The 18726-nt window shown below is 44.7% G+C and carries 23 protein-coding genes; 10 read left to right on the top strand and 13 right to left on the bottom strand.

Going from position 1 to position 18726, the window contains the following annotated elements:
- Positions 1–66: 66 nt before the first annotated feature.
- A complete protein-coding gene (upp, locus tag AB4154_RS05820) occupies positions 67–693 on the top strand; it encodes a uracil phosphoribosyltransferase (RefSeq protein ID WP_017060716.1) in 627 nt (208 codons plus the stop codon).
- Positions 694–834: 141 nt separating this feature from the next.
- On the opposite strand, the gene AB4154_RS05825 is transcribed toward upp, so the two are convergent.
- On the bottom strand, positions 835–2073 hold the full coding sequence (locus AB4154_RS05825; RefSeq protein WP_017060715.1) for a uracil-xanthine permease family protein: 1239 nt from the start codon (positions 2071–2073) through the stop codon (positions 835–837).
- 277 nt (positions 2074–2350) lie between these two features.
- Here AB4154_RS05825 and AB4154_RS05830 point away from each other — a divergent pair, with 277 nt between their 5' ends.
- On the top strand, positions 2351–3610 hold the full coding sequence (locus tag AB4154_RS05830) for a DUF2066 domain-containing protein (protein ID WP_065583984.1): 1260 nt from the start codon (positions 2351–2353) through the stop codon (positions 3608–3610).
- Positions 3611–3720: 110 nt separating this feature from the next.
- On the opposite strand, the gene AB4154_RS05835 is transcribed toward AB4154_RS05830, so the two are convergent.
- From AB4154_RS05835 to AB4154_RS05850, 4 genes are all read right to left on the bottom strand, one after another.
- A complete protein-coding gene (locus AB4154_RS05835; protein WP_372122445.1) occupies positions 3721–4158 on the bottom strand; it encodes a DUF2069 domain-containing protein in 438 nt (145 codons plus the stop codon).
- On the bottom strand, positions 4155–4748 hold the full coding sequence (gene wrbA / locus AB4154_RS05840; protein WP_017060712.1) for an NAD(P)H:quinone oxidoreductase: 594 nt from the start codon (positions 4746–4748) through the stop codon (positions 4155–4157). The genes AB4154_RS05835 and wrbA overlap by 4 nt, the downstream gene beginning before the upstream one ends.
- A gap of 6 nt (positions 4749–4754) precedes the next feature.
- Positions 4755–5105: an arsenate reductase (glutaredoxin) gene (gene arsC / locus AB4154_RS05845; RefSeq protein ID WP_017060711.1), complete on the bottom strand. Its 351-nt coding sequence runs from the start codon at positions 5103–5105 to the stop codon at positions 4755–4757.
- A 122-nt stretch (positions 5106–5227) separates the two neighbouring features.
- Positions 5228–6682, bottom strand: a complete 1455-nt coding sequence (locus tag AB4154_RS05850; protein ID WP_017060710.1) for a M48 family metallopeptidase — start codon at positions 6680–6682, stop codon at positions 5228–5230.
- A 178-nt stretch (positions 6683–6860) separates the two neighbouring features.
- Between AB4154_RS05850 and AB4154_RS05855 the strand changes: the two genes are divergently transcribed.
- Entirely contained in the window at positions 6861–7100 is a 240-nt protein-coding gene (locus AB4154_RS05855; RefSeq protein WP_017060709.1) for a sulfurtransferase TusA family protein, read from the top strand.
- Positions 7093–8169, top strand: a complete 1077-nt coding sequence (locus tag AB4154_RS05860) for an AI-2E family transporter (RefSeq protein ID WP_017063383.1) — start codon at positions 7093–7095, stop codon at positions 8167–8169. The genes AB4154_RS05855 and AB4154_RS05860 overlap by 8 nt, the downstream gene beginning before the upstream one ends.
- 148 nt (positions 8170–8317) lie before the next feature.
- Here AB4154_RS05860 and bcp read toward each other — a convergent pair whose 3' ends face one another.
- Together bcp and AB4154_RS05870 are read right to left on the bottom strand one after the other, a co-directional pair.
- Entirely contained in the window at positions 8318–8788 is a 471-nt protein-coding gene (gene bcp / locus AB4154_RS05865; protein WP_372122447.1) for a thioredoxin-dependent thiol peroxidase, read from the bottom strand.
- Positions 8789–8800: 12 nt separating this feature from the next.
- Complete coding sequence (locus tag AB4154_RS05870; RefSeq protein ID WP_017060705.1) at positions 8801–9343, bottom strand: glycine cleavage system protein R; 543 nt, start codon at positions 9341–9343, stop codon at positions 8801–8803.
- Positions 9344–9717: 374 nt separating this feature from the next.
- Here AB4154_RS05870 and dapA point away from each other — a divergent pair, with 374 nt between their 5' ends.
- Together dapA and bamC are read left to right on the top strand one after the other, a co-directional pair.
- The gene (dapA, locus tag AB4154_RS05875) at positions 9718–10596 is read left to right on the top strand and encodes a 4-hydroxy-tetrahydrodipicolinate synthase (RefSeq protein WP_017060704.1); all 879 of its coding nucleotides are present in this window, start codon (positions 9718–9720) and stop codon (positions 10594–10596) included.
- Between the two features lie 48 nt (positions 10597–10644).
- Entirely contained in the window at positions 10645–11691 is a 1047-nt protein-coding gene (gene bamC, locus AB4154_RS05880) for an outer membrane protein assembly factor BamC (protein WP_017060703.1), read from the top strand.
- A 161-nt stretch (positions 11692–11852) separates the two neighbouring features.
- On the opposite strand, the gene AB4154_RS05885 is transcribed toward bamC, so the two are convergent.
- The 4 genes from AB4154_RS05885 to AB4154_RS05900 form a co-directional block, all read right to left on the bottom strand.
- Positions 11853–12062, bottom strand: a complete 210-nt coding sequence (locus AB4154_RS05885) for a DUF2897 family protein (RefSeq protein ID WP_019821638.1) — start codon at positions 12060–12062, stop codon at positions 11853–11855.
- Positions 12063–12070: 8 nt separating this feature from the next.
- Positions 12071–12745, bottom strand: a complete 675-nt coding sequence (locus AB4154_RS05890) for a M15 family metallopeptidase (RefSeq protein ID WP_017063385.1) — start codon at positions 12743–12745, stop codon at positions 12071–12073.
- A gap of 45 nt (positions 12746–12790) precedes the next feature.
- Positions 12791–13927, bottom strand: a complete 1137-nt coding sequence (gene dapE, locus AB4154_RS05895) for a succinyl-diaminopimelate desuccinylase (protein ID WP_372122449.1) — start codon at positions 13925–13927, stop codon at positions 12791–12793.
- A gap of 98 nt (positions 13928–14025) precedes the next feature.
- Positions 14026–14373, bottom strand: coding sequence for an ArsC family reductase (locus AB4154_RS05900; protein WP_017060699.1), 348 nt, complete (start codon positions 14371–14373; stop codon positions 14026–14028).
- Positions 14374–14578: 205 nt separating this feature from the next.
- Between AB4154_RS05900 and AB4154_RS05905 the strand changes: the two genes are divergently transcribed.
- Positions 14579–14866, top strand: a complete 288-nt coding sequence (locus tag AB4154_RS05905; RefSeq protein ID WP_004734273.1) for a helix-turn-helix domain-containing protein — start codon at positions 14579–14581, stop codon at positions 14864–14866.
- 68 nt (positions 14867–14934) lie between these two features.
- Here AB4154_RS05905 and AB4154_RS05910 read toward each other — a convergent pair whose 3' ends face one another.
- Together AB4154_RS05910 and AB4154_RS05915 are read right to left on the bottom strand one after the other, a co-directional pair.
- Positions 14935–15267, bottom strand: coding sequence for a DUF4156 domain-containing protein (locus AB4154_RS05910; protein WP_371722180.1), 333 nt, complete (start codon positions 15265–15267; stop codon positions 14935–14937).
- Positions 15268–15279: 12 nt separating this feature from the next.
- Positions 15280–15624 carry a DUF2956 domain-containing protein gene (locus AB4154_RS05915; protein ID WP_017060697.1) on the bottom strand — a complete coding sequence of 115 codons (345 nt, stop codon included), beginning with the start codon at positions 15622–15624 and terminating at the stop codon, positions 15280–15282.
- Positions 15625–15733: 109 nt separating this feature from the next.
- On the opposite strand from AB4154_RS05915, the gene AB4154_RS05920 reads away from it, so the two are divergent.
- The 3 genes from AB4154_RS05920 to AB4154_RS05930 all read left to right on the top strand — a co-directional run bounded on the left by AB4154_RS05920 (position 15734) and on the right by AB4154_RS05930 (position 18440).
- A complete protein-coding gene (locus tag AB4154_RS05920; protein WP_171732524.1) occupies positions 15734–16195 on the top strand; it encodes a DUF2919 family protein in 462 nt (153 codons plus the stop codon).
- Between the two features lie 66 nt (positions 16196–16261).
- Positions 16262–17185, top strand: a complete 924-nt coding sequence (locus AB4154_RS05925; protein ID WP_372122451.1) for a Dyp-type peroxidase — start codon at positions 16262–16264, stop codon at positions 17183–17185.
- 121 nt (positions 17186–17306) lie between these two features.
- A complete protein-coding gene (locus tag AB4154_RS05930; RefSeq protein WP_372122453.1) occupies positions 17307–18440 on the top strand; it encodes a flagellin in 1134 nt (377 codons plus the stop codon).
- Positions 18441–18726: the final 286 nt, after the last annotated feature.

The raw sequence follows: 18726 nt of genomic DNA on the forward strand, positions 1-18726 counted from the left end.
ATTCTGAAATAACCCTAGAGTTCGTGTATAATCTACAGGTTTGTTTAAATATTGCCGGAGTTGGAAATGAAAGTTGTTGAAGTGAAACACCCGCTAGTAAAACATAAAATTGGCCTGATGCGTGAAGGTGAGATTAGCACTAAGCGTTTTCGTGAGCTAGCGACAGAAGTGGGTAGCCTTCTAACATACGAAGCGACATCAGACTTTGAAACTGAGCGTGTGACGATTAACGGTTGGAACGGTCCAGTAGAAGTTGACCAAATTAAAGGTAAAAAAGTAACGGTAGTGCCAATCCTACGTGCTGGTCTAGGCATGATGGACGGCGTTCTTGAGCACATCCCAAGTGCACGTATCAGCGTTGTTGGTATCTACCGTGACGAAGAAACACTTGAGCCAGTACCATACTTCAACAAGCTTGCATCTAACATCGATGAGCGTATTGCTCTAGTGGTAGACCCAATGCTTGCGACAGGTGGTTCTATGATCGCGACTATCGACCTGATGAAAGAGAAAGGTTGTAAGCACTTTAAGATTCTTGTGCTTGTTGCTGCTCCTGAAGGTATCGCTGCTCTAGAAAAAGCGCACCCAGATGTTGAGCTTTACACGGCTGCAATCGATGAGAAGCTAAACGACAAGGGCTACATTGTTCCTGGTCTTGGCGATGCTGGCGATAAGATCTTCGGTACTAAGTAATTCGGTTTCAGCTTAAGTGACTCTAAACAGTTCCTTAACTCGCTGAATTAACCGTATTAATAAAAAGGGAGAGCATTCGATGCTCTCCCTTTTTTGATCTTGTTAGGTTGTGATTCTTTGGAATCTAGCCTTACCGACTCATTAATCGATTTGAGCTTTATCTACCACAGTGTTGTCACCTAGCTCTTCTGGAAGTACTAGGTTAAGTAGAATCGCAACGATACCGCACAAGCTTACGCCCTGTAGGCTAAAGTCACCGATACCAAAGGCCATGCCGCCAATACCAAAGACTAAAGTAATGCCCACAATCACAAGGTTACGTGATTTGTGTAGGTCAACATTGTTTTTGATTAGCGTGTTAAGACCCACTGTTGCGATAGAGCCAAACAGTAGAATCATGATTCCGCCCATTACAGGAACCGGAATCGTTTGAAGTAGTGCGCCTAGCTTGCCAACCAATGCAAGAACGATGGCTGTGACTGCAGCCCAAGTCATGATCACAGGGTTGAATGCTTTGGTAAGCATTACTGCGCCTGTTACTTCACTGTACGTAGTGTTTGGCGGCGCGCCCAGCATTGAAGCGGCAATTGTTGCCACACCGTCGCCAGTAATAGTGCGGTGTAAACCTGGTTTTTTAAGGTAGTCTTTACCGGTCACGTTAGATATCGCAAGCATATCACCTACGTGTTCAACGGCAGGTGCAATCGCGACAAATACCATAAAAAAGATAGCGTTGATGTTGAACTCTGGCGTTGTGAAGTTTGGCAGTGCTAACCAAGATGCTTGCGCTACTGGAGTGAAGTCTACCGCGCCGTATACCAAGCTGGTGATGTAACCCGCAACAATACCACCGAAGATTGGCAGTAGCTTAAGGAAGCCTTTTGAAAACACACTGATGACAATCGTCACTAACAGTGAAATTGAAGAGATCCACAGGGCAGCGTCTGCATCAACAAGCTGAACCGCACCATCGCCTGTCTTACCTAGCGCCATGTTAACTGCAACAGGTGCAAGACCTAAACCGATAACCATGATCACAGGGCCAACAACGACTGGTGGAAGCAGTTTATGGATGAAGCCAACGCCACGAACTTTAATTAACGCGCCCATTAGTACATACACAACACCCGCCGCCATCAAGCCGCCCATGGTTGCACCGACACCCCAAGTTTGAATACCAAACATGATAGGCGCGATGAATGCAAAAGAAGATGCTAAGAAGATTGGCACTGAACGGCGTGTAATAAGTTGGAATAAAAGGGTACCGATACCTGCGCCAAAGAGTGCAACGTTGGGGTCAAGTCCTGTTAGTAGCGGCACGAGTACAAGCGCACCAAATGCTACAAACAGCATTTGCGCACCTTGCAGAGCATTTTTCATGTTATGTCCTTAAAATGGTCGTTATATGAAAAGCGAAAAATAAAATTCGCGGGATTCTATCACTTAGCAATCGATTGCCACACCAAATAGATCAAATTTATTTATCTTAATGATGTTTTATATCCATCTAAGCCCTAGAAATTCAGTTTATAAGTGAGCGATTTATCATGGCCAGGTGATATTTTGTGGTTATTAAACACAGTGGGCTCTATCGACCTTGCCCCTCAATCCATAGTTGCTTATCATCTAGGCACAAGATTTGAATATTAGGATCAGTATGCGCTACATAGCATTGTTGTTGATGGGACTATTAGCCTCTCCGAGTTATGCCTTAACTCAAGTAGATATTTTTAGTGCTGAAGTTGCGATTAACGCTGAAGACAAACAGCCAGAACAAGTGGCAAGAAATACAGGTATGGAGCAGGTATTGATACGTGCGACCGGCCAAACTGATGTCGCTTCGAATGAGACGATTCAAAAGGCGATGCGCAAGAGTTCGCAGTACATGTCTCAAATGAGTTTTGGTGAAAGCAATGACCACTCAACATTGCGTATGCGTTTTAACGGTGCTCAAATCCGTTCGCTATTGACTCAAGCACAGTTACCGTACTGGCCTGACACGCGTTCAAACATCCTTGTTTGGCTGGTGGAAGAGGACAACTACGACAAGAATATCGTGTGGGAACACTCTAACTCACAGTTAGCAGCTAGCTTACAAGCTAACGCAAAAGAGCGTGGCTTGCCTCTAACGCTGCCTGTGGGTGACTTTGACGATATTACGGGTATTGCGACTTCTGATTTGTGGGGTAGCTTTGTTACGCCAATCAGTAAAGCGAGTCAGCGTTATCCTGTTGATGCTGTGTTGGTGATAAAGGCTCAATCTTCAGGCCTACGTTGGGCTCTATACGATCAAAAGCCAAGTCAATTGACGAGTGCACCAACATCGCCTGTAAGTGGTTCACTATCGGGTAACAGCGACACGACTTCTAAGAAGTTAGTTGACCAAATCAGTAACTACTACGCAGGAAAAAGTGCTGTGACGGTAGCGAGTGAGTCATCAGAATCGATTTTAACGCAGTTTATTAGCCTGAATAATGCTCAAGACTTCTTCCAGTTAGAGAACGCACTTAAGCGTCTAAACTCGGTGGCAAGCCTAGATATTCTGAAGATTCAGAACAACGAAGTCACTTTCCGAATTCACTTATTGTCGACTCAACAAGAGTTTGAGCAAGAAGTAGCAAGTATTCGACAAGTCGCGAAGGTTGAAGAATCTTACATTGAGCCTGAAGTGAGCCCTGAATTTGAAACTCAAGACAACACAATGTCTGTAGGTGATGATTCAACAGACGCTGCTGAAGTCGTTGGTGACGAAACTGACTCAGGCGTACAAGTGATTAAGGGCAACGAGATATCTGAGGATGCTGAGCTAACGAATACGCCTGACGCAACGTTAGAGGATTCTAGTACAGAAGATCTAACCATCACTGCGCCAGTACATGCTAAGCCAAGCTTGGTATACGAGTGGGTTCGCTCATAATTGTCAGCTGACATGACTGATTGAAATGAAAACTTGAAAAAAGCCCTGCAAGAGCAATCTCGCAGGGCTTTTTGTTTGTAAGCGGTCAGTTTAAAAGCATGGGCTCAATATTATTGCTCGAACTTAGCTTTCTCTCTCTTTTCTACTTCGGAAAGGCGCTTCAACTTGATGCCTAACTCTTTGGCTCTAAAGCGAGTAAATAAGATATTGCCCGCGAAACCTAGAGTCGTCAGAAGCAGTTCTACAGCCGCTAATAAACGTTCACCATCGTCTACATACAAGATAGTTAATGCGTGTAGGAAATAGAGCATCAAGACGAAATTTGCCCATGCGTGCGTATAAGGTTTTCCTGCTAAAATGCCCGGTAATGGCAATAACAGCGGGATAGCCCAAGCAATCGCCAGTGTGATATTACTGAGATGAGGGTGCGGTGAAAGCGTCATCTGCCAAGCCACCACCCAGAATAACAGTGACAAGTTGCCCGCTAAAGCAAGGTAGCGAAATAGCTTGGTTTTGGGAGACATAGCCTTCTCTGGCATATACATCATTGAGAAATTCCCTTCTGATTTATTGCGATGCGCGCTAGGCGTTTACCTAGGTTTTGCGCCAACTCAATCTCTTCTTTGCTAAGTGAAGCGCTCTCTCCAGTACTGCTTGCACCATAAGGCGTACCACCAGTTTGAGTGGTGTGCAGCGCCGGTTCTGAGTAGGGGATGCCCACGACTAACATGCCGTGATGAAGCAGGGGCAACATCATGCTTTGTTGTGTTGTCTCTTGACCACCATGCAATGATGAAGAAGAGGTAAATACACAACCTGGCTTATCGATGAGATCACCATTGATCCACATTGATGTCGTGCTATCCCAAAAGTGCTTCATTGGCCCGGCCATGTTACCAAACCAAACCGGACTGCCTAGCGCCAAACCATCACAAGATCGAAGCTCTTGTAACGAGGCAATAGGATCGGTTGGTTGATAGCGTGAATCAGGCTGCTCTTCTACCGTGTACACGTCGTTCACCGTTCTTAACATGGCTTCACAGTTTGGGATAGACTCAACCCCTCGTGCAATCTGCCTTGCTAGAGCTTGTGTGTTGCCGTGGCGGCTGTAGTAAAGAACAAGAATGTTAATGCTCATATTGGATTACAGAATCTCTAGCACTTGCTCTGGTGGACGACCAATTTTTGCTTTGTTGTTCGCGACAACGACTGGGCGCTCAAACAGTTTTGGATTGGTTGCCATCGCGGCGAAAAGATCTTCATCAGTGACTGAAGCATCACCAAGGTTTGCTTCTTTGTAGTCCGCTTCTTTGGTGCGCATCATGTCGCGAACACTGTCAAAACCAAGCTGAGTGAACAGCACTTTCAGCTGTTCAACTGTTAACGGAGTCTCTAGGTATTTGATTACCTCTGGCTGTACGCCGTTTTCCTGAAGCACTTCTAGAGTTTGACGGCTCTTTGAGCAGCGTGGGTTATGATAAATCACGACAGACATGGTTCTTCCTCATTATTATTTTTGATTTAGTTGTTTAGCTGAAGCCACCAGGGGTGACTTCTTTTTTGTGTAACGTTGAGCTTTCTTTTTATTCGGGTAACGAGCTGTTACCAGTAAACACTCTATTGTAGCGACAAGAAGCGCTCTCGTTGAATCATTAGCTGATCAATTCGAGCGTCGTAGCGTGCTTGTTTTAGGCTTCCTAATTCTGCGATTTGGCTTGCTTGCGTGTAGTACTGAATCGCTTTGTTCCAGTTGGCTTGCAGTGCCAAAATTTCTGCACGAGCAGCCAGTTCTTCGTCGCTATTACCAAGGCTCGTATTTACTTTTGAAAGTAAGTGCCAGCCATTGGTGTCATTCGGGTTATCGTGCGTGTAACGCTGCAATACGCGAACCGCTTCTTGAAGATCTTCATTTTCAATCAGTGCGTTGGCGTAGTTAATGGTCAGAACCGGGTTGTTTGGTTGACGAACCAGTGCCGATTTAAGTTCTTTAATCGCAATCTCAGGCTGCTTCTTCTCGATGTGCAGATCCGAAATAGCATCTAGATAAAAAAGGTTGGTTGGATCGCTGTTAATCAGCTTGTTCAGGATGGGCTCTGCTTTGTCTAATTTTTTAGAGTCTAGGTAAACCAGTGCTTGGCCATATTCTAATGACGGAACCAAAGCTTTAGGGGCTTTCTTTAGCTGACGCTCAAACCAATCAAGAGCAGCATCATTATTAATGCCAGCATAGCGCGCAACAATGCGGGCTCTTGCTAGGTGGTAGTCCAGAGAGGGAGCCAGTTTCAGTGGCGGGTAACTACGAGCACGAGCACGTGAATCGGTAATTCGGTCTTCTGGTAATGGGTGAGTCAGTAGCATTGGCGGTGGTGTGCTCGCATAGCGATATTCATCAGCTAAACGGCCAAAGAAACGTGGCATCGCATTCACATCAAACCCAGCTTTTGCTAGCGTGTTGATACCAAAGCGGTCGGCTTCTTTTTCATTACTACGGGTGTAGTTGATTTGGCTTTGCATATTACCCGCAGTCGTTGCCGTTAGGGCTGCAATGCCGGCTTCAGGAGCTGCAATTGCCAGTAATACAGAGGCTGCTAGCGCTGCAATGGTTGCTGGAGAGCGGCGCGCTTGGTCTTCCATACTACGCGCTAAGTGACGTTGGGTTACGTGCGCGATTTCGTGCGCTAATACAGAAGCTAATTCACTTTCAGATTGTGCATGCAGGAATAGACCTGAGTGCAAAGCAACATAACCACCAAAGAAAGCAAAGGCGTTGATGTTGCGGTCACGGATCATAAAGAACTGGAAAGGTGTCTTTACATCATTTGCGTTCGCGACCAGACGATGGCCAAGAGTATCAATATATAGATTTAGAACTGGGTCGTTTACGATAGGCTGGCTACTTCTGATGATGCGCATGTAGGCATCACCATAGATAAGCTCTTGGTCGATAGTGAGTGTGCCGCCAGCAGCGGTACCGATATCTGGTAGCTCCAAACTATTGGTATTCGCCATAGTTGGGGTGCTTAATGTAGCTGCGATGCATAAGCAAGCAATTGAGCGAGCGCGTTTAAACATATTAGTCAGTAATACTCCGTTTCTTCTGACAGTAAGACAAGTGCAATGGAAATTGGTTCTTTATCTGATTTAACCTTTGCCAAGTGCGTGCGCTATCATGAAGGAGGATGAATGAATGATGGCGCGTTTTCAAAAACAGATTACAATACGACCCTTATAATAAGCATCGAGCTCAAGAATGACACCTAATATTCTAGATTTACGCCAAGAGCGCTGTCCAATGGCGCTATTATTAGCCAAGCGTCACAGTGTAAAGTTAGAAGTAGGGCAGTCATTGTCAATTTATGTGTCTGATAACAGTTCGATGAAAGATATTGTTACTTATTTGTCTAAGCAAGCCTATGACGTCATCACTGAGGTTTGCTCTAATTACCATCATCTCCTCGTCACTAAAAAGGAATTGCAGTCAGATGCTTGAAATGGTCAATCGTTGGTATAAACGACGTTTCTCTGATCCCCATGCTGTCAGTTTGGTTGCCATCATTCTCTTCGGCTTTATTACGATCTACTTCTTTGGTCACCTAATTGCACCACTCTTGGTTGCGATTGTGTTGGCTTATTTGCTTGAGTGGCCTGTTACCCAACTTCAAAGACTCGGTGTTCCAAGAACGCCTTCGGTGATGTTGGTGATCATGATGTTCTTTAGCGTGATGCTACTTGCGATCTTTGGCTTGGTACCAACCATTTGGCAACAAGTGGGCAATCTAATTAATGATATCCCAAGCATGTATGGCAGCTTGCAAAACTTCATTGCGACGATTCCTGAACGCTATCCAGAATTAGCTAACCTGCAGATCGTTGAGTCCATTATGTCTAACGCCAAGAACAAAGCGTTAGGTTTTGGTGAAAGTGTTGTCAAAGGTTCTCTTGCTTCTCTTGTGAGCTTAGCGACCTTAGCGGTTTACTTGATTCTTGTACCACTGCTTATTTTCTTCTTGTTAAAAGACAAAGAAGAGATGATCAGAATGGCGAGCGGTGTACTTCCTCGAAATCGTCGTTTAGCGACCAAAGTATGGGAAGAGATGAACCAGCAAATCTCGAACTACATTCGCGGTAAAGTCTTAGAGATTTTAATTGTTGGTGGTGTCAGCTACGTAACCTTTGCGATTCTGGATCTGCGTTATTCAGTCTTGTTGGCTGTCGCGGTTGGCTTCTCGGTACTGATCCCTTATATCGGCGCGGCAGCTGTGACTGTTCCTGTGGCGATTGTAGGCCTGTTCCAGTGGGGATTAGAGCCTCAGTTTTACTGGTTGCTTCTCGCTTACGGTATTATCCAAGCGCTAGATGGTAACGTGCTCGTTCCTGTTCTTTTCTCTGAAGCGGTGAACCTGCACCCAGTGGCCATTATTGTTGCCGTGTTAGTGTTTGGTGGACTGTGGGGATTCTGGGGCGTGTTCTTTGCTATCCCGTTGGCAACGTTAGTTAAGGCGGTTTGGAATGCCTTACCGAGTCACGCATTAGACGATGACCCCGAACATCAAAAGTAATTGATCTTGTTATAGAAAAAGGCCGAACATCCATGATGTTCGGCCTTTTTGCTCTTAGCTTAATAATTAGCTTAATAATTAGCTTAATGAGTGTTGCTATTGCCTTAGAAAGTGATGAATCTAAGTCATTAACTCACTCAAATCGCCCTTAAGCTTCTTGATTGAAGTAATCTAGAACCACTTCGTGGTGAGTCTTAGTCTTGAACTTGTTGAAGACATGTTCAATCTGACCTTCTTCATCAATTAGGAAGCTAATACGGTGCAGACCGTCGTAGATTTTACCCATGAAAAGTTTCTCGCCCCAAACGCCAAACTGTTCAGCAACGCTGTGGTCTTCATCAGATAGCAGGGTGAAGTTTAGAGATTTCTTCTCAACGAAGTTTGGTAGACGTTTTACTGGGTCAACACTCACACCTAGAACAACCACGTTTAGGTCATCAAGCTGTGTTTTGATATCACGCAGGCCTTCCGCTTGCACAATACAACCTGGAGTCATTGCTTTAGGGTAAAAATAGAAAAGTACTTTTTTACCTTTGAAGTCACCAAGAGATACGATATTGCCATCTTGATCTGGAAGAGAAAAAGCAGGTGCTGGAACACCAGCCGTTAGCGTATTCATGACATTTCCTTTTTAAAGACTGTTTTTGATAAAGTTGAGAGAGCCTTGGACTGATAGGCTCTGACACAGCGAATCGAATTCTTCTTGTAGCTGCATCAAGTTACATTCTGATTGCACAGAAGCGGTAATAGAGATATGGAATTGGTCGTTGTCGAGTTGAACCTTAGACTTATTGATGGTTCGTGCACTTAACGAATCGAGGCCGATGTTTCGGTCTGCGAAGAACTGGGTAAACTGCTCAGTAAGGCCGATTTTATCATCTGATTCAACGAACACTTCTACTGTGTAAGAGTTCTCAATAACATCATGAGTTGAGGTTCGCTTCATAATCGTAATCAAGTCGTGCTCTTGTCCAAGCAAGGGCAAGGTGGTTTCAACGCGGGTAATGTTGTTTGCCTTTCCAGACAGCAGCATGATAAGCGTAAATTCTTCGCCAAACAGGGCGATACGGCTATCAATAATGTTACAGCCTGATTGGGTGACTAAATGAACCACTTGGTTGCATACACCTGGGCGATCAGTGCCCACAGCTGTGATTACTAGATGTTGAGTCATAAAATCACGTCTCTTTATATTCCATTGATTCATGCATGTTAGCACAGTTAGCTCGTGGAATAAGCGTGCGTGCGGGGCTTTTTATGTGCGACCTTGCTTCGAACATGCAACCAATGATAAGAATATCGAGCGCGTTAAAAAATGAGATAGAGCGATGAGAGCACAGCTTACTTGTTACTGACATCCAGTGATGTGCTATCCGCTAGATTGAGTGCAGGTTACCCAAATTCTAGGTAGAACGCCGTTAGAAGTCGTTTTACCTCAAACATACGACAATATTTAATGCAGATGTTGCCGGTAAGCCACTTTAATGTCTTGTGTTTATTGATTGGCTTACAGTAACATGCAAAAAGAATAAATTAAGGGAGATAGACATGTTTTCAGGAAGTATCGTTGCGCTAGTTACGCCATTTAATACAGATGGTGAAGTGGATTTCGACAGCCTTAAAAAGTTAGTTGAGCACCATATTGCTGCAGGTAGTGATGGTCTGGTTGCGGTTGGCACAACAGGTGAGTCTTCAACACTCACTATTGAAGAGCATGTCAAAGTCGTCAACAAGATCGTTGAATTTGCTGATGGTCGTATTCCCGTTATCGCTGGTACAGGTGCAAATGCAACTCATGAATCTGTTCTATTCAGCCGTTTGTTGAATGGTTCTGGTATTGCTGGTTGCCTGAGCGTAACGCCTTACTACAACAAACCGACTCAAGAAGGTTTGTACCAACACTACAAAGCGATTGCTGAAGTCAGTGACGTTCCACAAATTCTATACAATGTTCCAGGTCGTACTGCGGTAGACTTGTTGCCAGAAACGGTTGCTCGTCTTGCTGAGATCGAAAACATCGTTGCACTGAAAGATGCGACGGGTGATCTCGACAGAATTGCAATTCACCGTGAACTTTGTGGCGAAGACTTTATCTTACTAAGTGGTGATGACTTAACAGGCCTAGAATTTGTTAAGCGTGGTGGCGATGGCGTGATCTCTGTAACGAACAATGTTGCAGCCGCTGATATGGCAACCATGTTCAAGCTAGCAAAAGAAGGTAAGTTTGAAGAAGCGGAAGCGATCAATGAGCGTTTGATGCCTCTACATAAGAATTTGTTCGTTGAGTCTAACCCTATTCCCGTAAAATGGGCGGTTCATAAAATGGGTCTGATTGCTGAAGGTGGCTTACGTCTACCGCTGACTGAACTGTCAGAGCCAGCTCAACCTGTTGTTGCTCAAGCAATGACTGAAGCGTGCATTTACTAAAACGTATGAAGTGATGCCGAAGCGAACCTTCGGCATTTAGGAGTATAAATGAAGTATTCTCACCAGCTAGTGATTGGGTCACTGGCTGTTTTCGTTCTTACAGCATGTTCTGGCAACCCGACTCAACGTCGCCAAGCCAAAGATGATTTCGAATACTTAGAAACACCTGAGTTTTCACAATGGCAATTGCCTGTAGATGCTCAGCCTCAGTTCTACCCAAATTTTGACATCCCAAGCGGTGAATTCAGTGGTGGTACTGGTCGTGAAGTGGATATTCGTCCACCGCAACAGGTTCTTGAACTGATCCCGGGTGCTCGTGCTGAGCGTCAAAACGGTGAAGTGACACTATGGCTTCTTCGCGCAGAAGAGGCAGACCGCGTGTGGCAAACGGCTGTAGATATGCTGGCTCAACGTGGTATTGGTATTCGTGAGCAATCAGAGAATGAGATTGAGACCGATTGGGTAACTTGGGTTTCTGAAGATGAAGACGTAGAGATTGGTAGTCGTTACTCTATCTCTCGCTTCCAAGCAAACAACCGTCATGGCTTCAAGATTAATCTGATTGATTGGCGTGAAGGTACTGAAGAGAAAACAGTAACGGCAACCAATAAAGAGCGTTACAACGCGTTCCTGACCAACCTAGTTATGGCTAAGTACGATGAAAACCTTCGTGCTGAAGCGGCGCTGAAAGCGCAAGAGTTGGTGAAGCGTATTCCAATTTCAATGGGTGCTGACCGTAGTGGTTTCCCTGTGATTATTGCTCGTACGCCATACAATGTATTCTGGCAGCGTCTGCCTAACTTGTTGCCTGAAATGGGCTTTGAGCTTGAAGAACGCAATCAATCTCAGGGTACGGTGAAGGCGAAGTACGCAGCACCAGATGATGAGTTCTGGGAAGAAATTGGCCTACAGCCTATCGACTTAGCGCCAGGCACTTACAACTTCCTATTTGGTGACCTTGGCAACCGTACGTCAATCAACGTAACGGATGCATCAGGTAAGCCAGTAGAAGAAGAGCTGCTTAAGTCTATGGTTCCGGTATTAGCGCATATTGCTGACCAAACCAAAGATGACAAAGAAGCGAAAGCTGAGTAGTCATTCAAGCCGTCACAAGCTGAGTTAAATCAGCCTTGTGATTAGCAAAAGCAAATAAAAAAGAGGACACACTGTGTCCTCTTTTTTATTGTATTCGTTGTCATCAGGCTACATTGGTCAATCAAAATTGGTCAATCAAGCTGATTAGCCAAAGCAAAAGGCTATGCGTCTTTATTGTCTTTGGATTCTTCTTTTTCAGCTTTCTCTTGGTTAAGTTTATCCAAGCGATTGAGCTTATCTAAATCTCGCTCAGTTTTACCACGCCCCGTCAGATCCATATTGGCTGTCTGTTTGAGCGCTGCGATGTTACCCACAACAACGCTAACTACGATGATGATGATAACCCAAGGGTTTGTAAGCCACTCCAACATAAGCGCTCCTAATGACTGATATTCGCTACGAAGCGTGCATAGATCTCGTCTAGCTGCTCCATAATAATCTCATACCCTAATACTGGCTTAGATTGGAGTTGCTTGCCAAGTAAAGTCGGAGATAACTGTGATAAACACGACTCCGATACTTTGCGATGGCTGATATGCCATGGTTCGATCGCCACACCACCCAAATCTTGGCTGTAAGGAAAGAAGAAACCAAATTGTGCAGCATGAACTGATAGCCATTGGTAAAACGATTGCTGGTGGCCAGTAAGGTATTCCCATGGTTCTAATTGCAGATGTATGCCTTCAGGTAAGTGGTTACGAGCAAAGACATCGAAGTCACAACCCCAATGATGACGACTCGCGCCGGGAAGCGCAGACCATCTCAGGATAGCCGATAGCTTTTGTTGTTCGGTCAGTTTTGAAGCATCAAGAGGTTGGCTTTCTGAATCTAATATCGGAGCTTCGCCAGAAAACTTACGGTTCCAAATCAGAGATTGCCTTTCATAGTCGCGAAAGCCACTGGCAATCTCCATTTTAAAACCAGCGAGCTGAGCAGCTTCAATCAAATTATTCAGGTCATTCTTAACCTCACTGTGGACCAAGAAGGTCTTGGTGCCGATCAGGCTAGGCTCTAGATGAGAATCTGATTGTCCGGTAAGCTGCTCTGGTGTCATAACGAGTCTCTCAATAATTGGATGCTATGAATCGCTGATGAAAGACTATTTAGCGAATAGGTTCACTAATGTTCTTTCGTACATGTCAGTTAGCTTTTCTAAATCGGCTACCTTCACGCATTCGTTAACCTTGTGAATCGTTGCATTCACAGGGCCTAGTTCAACCACTTGTCCGCCCATACGTGCAATAAAGCGACCATCAGATGTACCGCCAGTCGTTAGCAGTGCTGGTTTCACATCATTGACGTGACCCACTGCATCAACAATAGCATCAAGCAGTGAACCTGCGTCTGTTAAGAACGGGTCGCCATTGAATGTCCATCTTAGGTCGTATTCGAAATTATACTTGTCGAGTGTCGTTGTGATGCGCTCAACGATGATGTCGTTGCTTAACTCTGTACTAAAGCGTAGGTTAAACTGAACATTAAACTCACCAGGGATCACGTTTGAAGCACCAGTACCCGCACTCACATTTGGAATTTGGAAACTGGTTGGCGGGAAGTAATCATTACCTTTATCCCACTCAGTTGTTGCTAGCTCATTAATAGCAAGCAGAGAGCTGTGTACTGGGTTGTTTGCTAGGTGAGGGTAGGCAACATGACCTTGTGTGCCTTTAATCGTTAGGTCGCCAGTGATAGAGCCACGACGGCCGTTCTTCACGACATCACCCACGAACTCAGTGCTCGATGGTTCACCAACGATACACATATCGATGTTTTCACCGCGCGCCATTAATGCTTCAACAACACGTACAGTACCGTTGATGAAAGGACCTTCCTCATCTGAAGTGATCAGGAAACCAATTGAGCCTGTGTGGTCTGGGTGTTTGGCAATGAACTGCTCGACGGCAACAATCATTGAAGCCAGAGAGCCTTTCATATCAGCAGCGCCACGGCCATGTAGGAAACCGTCTACGATAGTCGGTTCGAATGGCTTAGTGTTCCACTGTTCGATTGGGCCTGCAGGTACCACATCAGTGTGACCAGCAAAAGCAAACAGAGGCGCTTCAGTACCACGACGAGCCCAGAAGTTGGTCGTATCTTCAAATACCATCACTTCGATTTCAAAACCGAGTGCTTTTAAGCGTTCAATCATCAGGTCTTGGCAGCCTGCATCTTCTGGTGTTACCGATTGACGGCTGATTAGGTCTTTTGCCAGAGCCAAAGTTGGGCTATCTGTCATCCTTGAATTCCTTGTTTAAATAAAACGTCTAGTCATTAATTTTTAGGCGCTGATTCACTGATCAACGTCCTGTTGTCTGTCTATGTAAATACAACGATCTAAGCAAAAATAGCCGCGTATTGGTCGGCTTTAAATCCGATGTGAAGCTTACCCTCAACTTTTAAGATTGGGCGCTTGATCATTGCAGGTTGTTCAACAAGCAAAGTCACCGCTTTTTCTTCTGTTAGGGTGTCTTTCTGTTCTTGAGAAAGTTGGCGATAAGTCGTACCACGTTTGTTTAGCACAAGCTCCCAACCTAGCTCAGAGCAGAAGCTTGTTACTAGCTCTTCTGTGATGCCTTGTTTGCGATAATCGTGAAATTCGAACTCGATACCTTCAGCTTCGAGCCATTTCTTTGCTTTTTTAATGGTGTCGCAATTTGGGATACCAAACATGGTGATAGTCATTATTCTTCCTTTGAGTGATTTTATTTCATTGTTATGAGTTGAATCCTATCAGGAAGCAGCAACTCAGACAAAATAGAGTGATGAATATTTCATAGAGTGAAAAAAAAGCGTAAGAAAATGTCACTATTGGAGACTTATTGATCAGCCTCAACATGTTGTCAGCGAAAAAAGAAATAATTGAGCTGCACATATATAGGAGGTGTCAATGGAGTTGAGTCCTGTTTTTGCAAGGCGGCTATATTTAGCATTGTTAGTGGAAAGCCTTGATAGGCCAAATGTGCCTAAACTCATCGAAAAAACGGGGTGGCCTCGTCGTACTATTCAAGATGTACTCAAGGCGTTACCGGGGATCGGTATCGAACTTATGTTTGTTCAAGATGGGCGACGTCATAATGATGGCTATTACCAGTTATCCGACTGGGGGCCATTTGACAGTCAATGGGTTATCCAGCGTAAAGGCGATATAGCAACAAGCCTTGGATTTAGTGCATAAGCCAGCGAAAGCTGGCTTTCTTTTGGGTGTCATAAAATCAAAGCATATCGATATGCCGCTTTAGTTGCTTACTCGCACAGGTAGGCGGTACCAAGCATAGTCACGGAAGTGCTGAAATCTTGGGGTAGGGTAAAGATGACGGTGTCTGCGCCTAGCTCAATGGCATGCGATTTAAGCTCATTCATCGCACCTTGAATCAGGGTGTCATTGGGAAAGAACAAGTAGCTGTACCAATGACCTTCGCTGCCAGTGATTTCCCCTTTATACTCACACTGCTCGATGTTAATCAGGCCGTGGTAATCCATTTGTACCTTGTCCGCTTTACTATGAGGCGTTGATGTGGGTTTGGTACACCCGAGTAACATGCCACTCATAGCCAAAGCGACTAATTCCTTTTTCATACGTTTACCCTGCTATTGCATCAAATAAATCGCGAAGCCTACCCAGCTTGCGAACAGTAGTAACCACGGCAGTTTAGTGGCGTGATTTGATGGTGTTTCAACACTTGTTTCGATCGTGTCTTCTTGGTGTTGATTAGCTTGTTGAGTCTGTTTTTCTTTCTGTACGCGCTTCTTCGCTTTATCGGCTTGGCGGCTGCGTTCTTTTTGCTGTTTCTTGTACAGTGCGATGCCTTTCTCGATACCCTGAGCAATCAGTTTAGTTTGTTCTTTGGTTTGAGCTGGCTTTTGAGTCGCTTTGGCTATCTTCAGTGCTTCCTGTTGAGATTCAACAGAGGGCGTATTAGTTTTGTTTTTCATACTGAGTTCGACAATTAAAACGGATTGGCTACTAAGATAACGCAAAGCTAGTTAAGTATGAATGATTTGCGTTAAAGTGTTGGTTTGAAAATAAGTGAAAGTGAGATTTGTGCGGTACTCCATAGAACAATACGACAAGCACGGCTTTTTGAAAGCTCCAATCTTGCTCTGGCTAGGTTGGTTGTTTCTTGCGAAAGCCTTGGTCGTTTTCATTGTTGCAGGCGCAAGCCGAGAATCGGGAACCGATATTCTTGAGATAATCTACCCAGACCATCAGATGTTTTATGTCGGGATCGCGTTGAGTGTGCCTAGTTTGCTGCTGATGTGGTTATTTGGGCTAAGATCGCCAGATAGAAAGCGCCTTAACAAAGTCGTGTCATGGGGACGTTGGGTTACCATGATGGCTATCTTGGCACAGGGCTCCCATACGATTTATTTAATCTATTTGGATAACGGATGGTTCCGTTGGTCAAATGGCATCACCCTATTGTTGCTGCTGTGGTTAGCGCTTTATCTAACCAATAGCCATGCTGCAAGGGATTGCTTTAAAATGGTTGAGCTCGAAGACTGATTCTCATCAAAACATTTGTCCCATTCCCAATTATACTTAGAAGCTAAAAAATGAAAGGATTAATCTATGCTTAATGTTTCAAATGAGCAGCCTAACGTTCAAAGTGCTATTTTGCCTGAAGCTGGGCCTTTCGCGCTTTACGTTCAACTTAAAGTGAACGCTAATACTGCTAATGTACTAGCAGAAATTCAAAAGCTTCCGACTCTAATCGACGAACTAAACCAAACTCAGCCTGATGCGAACTTAACGGCATCGGTTGCGTTCTCAAAAGCTTTTTGGGATAAGTTCGAGCAAGCAGCGCCCGCTGATTTGATCGACTTCCCTGTGCTGGGTGAAGGTGATACCACCGCGCCGAGCACACTGTCTGATGTTCTGATTCACTGTCATTCAAACCGACATGATCTGCACTTCTTTATCTTGCGTAAATTGCTATCTGAAGTAGCAGCTGATGTTGAAGTGGTTGATGAAACTTATGGTTACCGCTTCCTAGACTCTCGTGACATGACAGACTTTGTTGATGGCACTGAAAACCCGAAAGACGCACAACGTGCTGAAGTTGCTATTGTGCCTGAGGGTGAATTCGCTGGTGGTAGTTATGTGATGGTGCAGCGTTTTATGCACAATCTGCCAGCTTGGAATCGCTTGAATGTGTCGGCACAAGAGAAAGTGATTGGCCGAACTAAACCTGATTCAATTGAGTTAGATGATGTTCCTGCGGCGTCTCACGTTGGCCGTGTGGATATCAAAGAAGAAGGCAAGGGGCTTAAGATTGTTCGCCACAGTCTACCTTACGGTACTGCTACGGGCGACCACGGCTTATTGTTCATTGCTTACTGTAACGTTCGTCATAACTTCGATGCGATGTTAGAGAGCATGTACGGCGCAACAGATGGCAAAACAGACCAACTGCTTCGCTTTACCAAAGCAGTGACTGGCGCTTACTACTTTGCACCTTCAACTGACATGTTGAGTGTATTAACGATTAAGTAAATCACCTCATCTGCAGCAAAGAAAGGGAGCCTCAGGGCTCCTTTTTTATTAAAGCTTTATATGAACTGGTCGATATAAGAGCAATCGTGAGTTTTATTCATCTTTTTGTAAGCGAAGGTCTATGGCTATAACTGTCAATACGAATGTCTCGGCGTTAGTGGCTCAGAGAAACCTCTCTAACGCTAATAACATGCTGAACCAATCTTTGGAGCGCTTAGCTTCAGGGAGCCGTATTAATAGTGCAAAAGACGATGCGGCTGGCTTACAGATCTCAAATCGATTAGAAGCACAGATGAGTGGCATTGATGTTGCTGTTCGAAATGCTAACGACGGTATCTCCATTATGCAGACTGCAGAAGGAGCTATGAATGAAACCACTAATATCATGCAGCGCATGCGAGACTTATCCCTACAAGCGAGTAACGGCTCGAATAGTTCATCGGAACGAATCGCTATTCAAGAAGAAGTCACCGCGTTAAATGACGAGCTGAATCGAATTGCCGAAACCACTTCATTCGGTGGTAAAAAACTCCTTAACGGCAGTTTTGGGCACACCTCGTTTCAAATCGGCGGCAGTTCGGGCGAAGCTGTGCAGATTGGTTTGAAAAGCATGCGTACTGATGACATCAACATGGGCGGCTTTAGCTACGTTGCTAATGGCATGGCCAGTGATTCATGGGAAGTGAAATCAAACCAGAATGATATGACGATGTCATTTACCGATCGTTTTGGCCAGCCTCAAGAGATCACCATTAATGCGAAAGTCGGCGATGACATTGAAGAGTTGGCGACCTACATCAATGGTCAAACGGATCTGGTCTCAGCTTCGGTTAATGATGATGGGCAGCTTCAAATCTACATGTCTGGTGAAGATACCTCTGGCACTATCTCTTTCTCTGGTTCACTCGCGAGTGAACTGTCGATGTCAGCGGGTTACTATGAGTCGGTGAATGACATCAATGTGACGGATGTGGGTGGTGCGCAGCGTGCTGTTTCTATTTTAGATACCGCGATGAAGTACGTGGATAGCCATCGCTCTGAATTAGGCGCAATGCAAAACCGCTTCGACCACGCCATTAACAACCTTGAAAATGTTCATGAAAACTTGGCGACCTCAAACAGTCGAATCAAAGATACCGATTACGCCAAGGAAACGACTCAGATGCTCAAGCAGCAAATTCTGCAGCAAGTTAGCACCACTATTCTGGCTCAAGCGAAGCAAGCACCTAACCTTGCCTTAACCTTGTTAGGTTAATCAATTACTTTAAATCTCATAACACCATTTCAGTTTATTTGGCTTCTTTGGTTAATAAAAACACAAAACCTCGCTCGACGGATTTCTCGACAACTTTAGCGTTTTTCTTATCTTTTTTTGATAAATTTATTACCAGTCACGCTTTCTTCTCCTTTATCGCTATTTCTTTAATTTTATTGTTTTTTTCCTAAAGGTTTCGTCAATTACGCCGTTATTAAAAGTAACTTTGAGAGAACTACTTGGTTTTCCGAGACGTCGGAAACCGCAATACCGGAAAATCAATTGG

The sequence above is a fragment of the Vibrio sp. 10N.286.51.B11 genome, assembly GCF_041469245.1.
Lineage (GTDB): Bacteria > Pseudomonadota > Gammaproteobacteria > Enterobacterales > Vibrionaceae > Vibrio > Vibrio crassostreae_C.